Below are 3,130 nucleotides of genomic sequence, written 5' to 3' on the forward strand. Positions count from 1 at the left end.
CCGGGTGGCCGGCCACCCGGACCCACACCGCCCACGACACGATGCCGTGTGGGACCGTCCTCGACTTCCGGCTGGCCGAACAGGTGCTCCAGTCGCACGCGGACCTGTGGCTGACGGCCCTGACCGGCGTCGACCCGGCCGCGTACGGCGATGTCTGGTCCGACGTCCTGGACCAGGCCGACCGCGTACTGCGCGAGCGCCTGGAGCAAGACGCCGGTGAGGACGGGGAGCACAGCATGCTGACGATGATGTGGCTGGCGCGCCGGGCCGCGGCCGAAGGCAACCTCATGCAGGCGGCATCAGCCCTGGGCTACTGCGAGACGATCGCCGACGGCATGGGGCCGATCGACACCGGCGTTGCACCCCAATAGTGGTTAGTACAGATAGCGGTTCTCTGCGGGTTGTAGATCCTTCCCCCTGAGAGCGGAGCTCGCGGCGGGAGATCCGATCATCTGCCCGCTCCTCCAGCGACGACCCGCCAGCGTTCGGCGCGCATGATCCGTCCCGGGCCCGTACGGCCGTCTGCGGCGCTCTGAGGCCCTCCGGGCCCCGAGCGACGATCAAGACCGCCACAGGCGCTCACAGCGCCGTACAGCGCTTCGGTGCGGCGGAGGCGCCCTCGACCCCCTTGGAGAGGGCTCCACGGTCATCACCCGCCGTCGTCGTCGCGTTGCGTGGCTCTCGGCTGCTCCCGGACCGAGCTCTGCTCTCAGGGGGAAGGATCTACAACCCGCACCAGAAGCCCTATCTGTACTAACCACTATTGGGGTGCAAGATCCGTCGTCGGCCGCCCCCGTCCGGGCAGGGCTGCGGTGCTCCTGGTGAAGTCCGCCGCCGCTGCTCGCTGCACGTCGCCGTGACCTTGCACCCTTCCCGGCCTGCACCGTGCAGCGGCGTTGCACAACCGGCTGCTGCTCCTGGTGGTGAAGGGTGCAAGGGCGGTTGCTGCTCAGGGTCGGGGACTGTCGCGCAGTATTCGCACGACCCGTGCGGCACAAGGGCGCTGCACGAGCAGCAGACCGGCCTCGGTCGGGCAGCAACGGGTTCCGGCGAGTCGCTGCCCACGCGCTGCAACAGGACTGCTGGCCGTCGCGCAACGGCATGGTGCGTGCTGCTCTGCTGCAACGGAACGGTTCACCCGCTGCTCCCACCCTGGGCTGCACACGAGAACGGCGCTGCACCGTGGATCGGGTGCAGCGCCGTGGTGCCGGCCGGACCGGGGTCAGGCCACGTGCAGCTTCTTGCGGCGCTCGCGGGCGAGCTGGTCGCGGTAGTCCTGGCCGGCCTGGTGGTAGCGGGCGACGAAGTGCGGGTCGTCCAGCCGGTCCGCAGGGTCCATGGCGTCGATGGCGGCTCGTGCGTCGGCCGGCGTCTCGTACGAGGCGAGCATCGCGTTGATCCGGTAGACGCCGTTGCGCTGCTTGGTCACCAGCCTGGCGAGTATCAGTTCGCGCAGGCCAGAGGTGACGCTGGGGCGGCTCAGCCCGAGCAGGGCGGCGATCTGGAGCTGGCCCATCTCCACGCGCCCGCCGGGCTCGCTGCGCGACCGCAGAGTCAGCAGGACGCGGTAGGCCGGCCCCGGCAGGTCCAGGGCCGCGACGACGCCCTCCGCATTGACCGGCGCGAACAACATTCCCCTGCCGCTCACCGCTCGCCCTCCTTGTGCGTCGCCATGGCCTCGAACCGCTCCCGGCGCTCCCGGCGCTTCACGGCACGCTCCCGGCGGAACTCATCGATCGCCTCGCGCATGTGCTGCAGAGAGGGGAACCTGACGAGGTCCGGCAGCTTCGCGGCCCTCAGCTCCGCCAGGGCGTCGGCCTGGTCGACCTGAACATACTCGGTGCTCCCGTCGGACAGCCGGACCAGTTCGGCCGCGACGTAGGAGTACGGCGGGTTGAACTGGTACACACCGCGCCCGCGCTTGATCACGATGCCGTGGCTCATGACCTCCCGCAGTGCCAGGTTCACCTTCTGGCGCGGCACGTCCAGGATCTCCGCCATGTCGTCCTGGGTGAGCGGGATCCGGCCGCCGGCCCTCTGCCCGGCGATCAGCAGCAGGATCAGCCGCAACGGCAGCGCCTCGCGGTAGTACTGGGCGATCACCAGGAAGAACTCCAGCGCCACCATCGCGAAGGCGTTGGGGCGATCGGGGTCCGAGAAGAACTCCAGCTGCTGCCGCTGGCGGCCGACCGTGATCTCCCGGCCCGGGTACGACCGCGCCAGGTCGTCCAGGCCGTCGATCTTCCGGAGCCGGTCGCCGAAGGCCCTCAGCGGATCGTCCGGTGCCAGTCCGGGGTTCGGCGCGGGCCTGGCAGGACGGCGGCGGCGCTGTGACTCGGACACGAGCAGCTCTCCAAAGTTCCAAGATCCCGGGCGTGCAGCAACGTAGCAGAAGGTCAGTAGTTCTGACCTCCAGGTCGGCATTTCTGACTTCTGGCGAGTCTTGTGTCCCCCCAGGGGTGACACATCTCCTGCACGAACTCCCACTCGCCGGGGCATCCATGAGGGTGTGGCACCGAAGGCTCGACTTCCGGCGCGGAAAGTCAGCAATGCTGACCTTCCGCATGCCAAGAGGTCGGCATTCCTGACCTTCCGCGCGCCCGCACGTCAGGTATCCCGACCTTTGATGGTCGATGTGTCTACCCAGGAGGGACATACAAGGGGGCCTGTGTCCGTCCTCGGGAGTCACAAGCACACCACGCGCAACCTTGTGACCAGCGGAAATGCAAGCTCTGTCCCAATCTGATGTCGTGCGAGAAGCCGCGTGCCGGGCGCCGTCGGGGCTGGGGCGGCTTCGCGTGCGGCTCCGTGAACCGGCTGCGGACCGTAGGCGGCACCAGCGGCTCTGAGTCTCGGGTGGCACCGGCCGTGACGGAAAAAGCAGCAGCAAGGCGTCGCTCGGGCCGGAGCTCGGTTCCGCCGCCCGGCCCGAGGGGCCGTTCGGCTCCGGTACCTCCGCACGCCGGAATTCAGCCTTTCCCTTTCCCGGGGTTCTGTTCTTCGGCTGAGGTCGGCCACTTCTCAAATCGTGATTCCTCGCGTGGATTCGTGGACCGAAATTCCCGGCCTGGCGCATTATCAAAAGCGCGCCCCGTCCGGGTGGTTGGGGGGTGTCCCGTGTTTCCGCCAA

Annotated in this window: 3 protein-coding genes; 1 reads left to right on the forward strand and 2 read right to left on the reverse strand. The window is 68.8% G+C overall.

The annotated features are described in order from the left end of the window. On the forward strand, positions 1-371 hold a 371-nt coding region (locus AOK24_RS22635; RefSeq protein ID WP_055721898.1), incomplete at its 5' end, for a hypothetical protein. 851 nt (positions 372-1,222) lie between these two features. On the opposite strand, the gene AOK24_RS22640 is transcribed toward AOK24_RS22635, so the two are convergent. Then, complete coding sequence (locus tag AOK24_RS22640) at positions 1,223-1,648, reverse strand: helix-turn-helix domain-containing protein (RefSeq protein WP_240554067.1); 426 nt, start codon at positions 1,646-1,648, stop codon at positions 1,223-1,225. After that, the gene (locus AOK24_RS22645) at positions 1,645-2,343 is read right to left on the reverse strand and encodes a helix-turn-helix domain-containing protein (protein WP_055721900.1); all 699 of its coding nucleotides are present in this window, start codon (positions 2,341-2,343) and stop codon (positions 1,645-1,647) included. The genes AOK24_RS22640 and AOK24_RS22645 overlap by 4 nt, the downstream gene beginning before the upstream one ends. Positions 2,344-3,130 lie beyond the last annotated feature (787 nt).

The organism is Streptomyces niveiscabiei, from assembly GCF_001419795.1.
Lineage (GTDB): Bacteria > Actinomycetota > Actinomycetes > Streptomycetales > Streptomycetaceae > Streptomyces > Streptomyces niveiscabiei.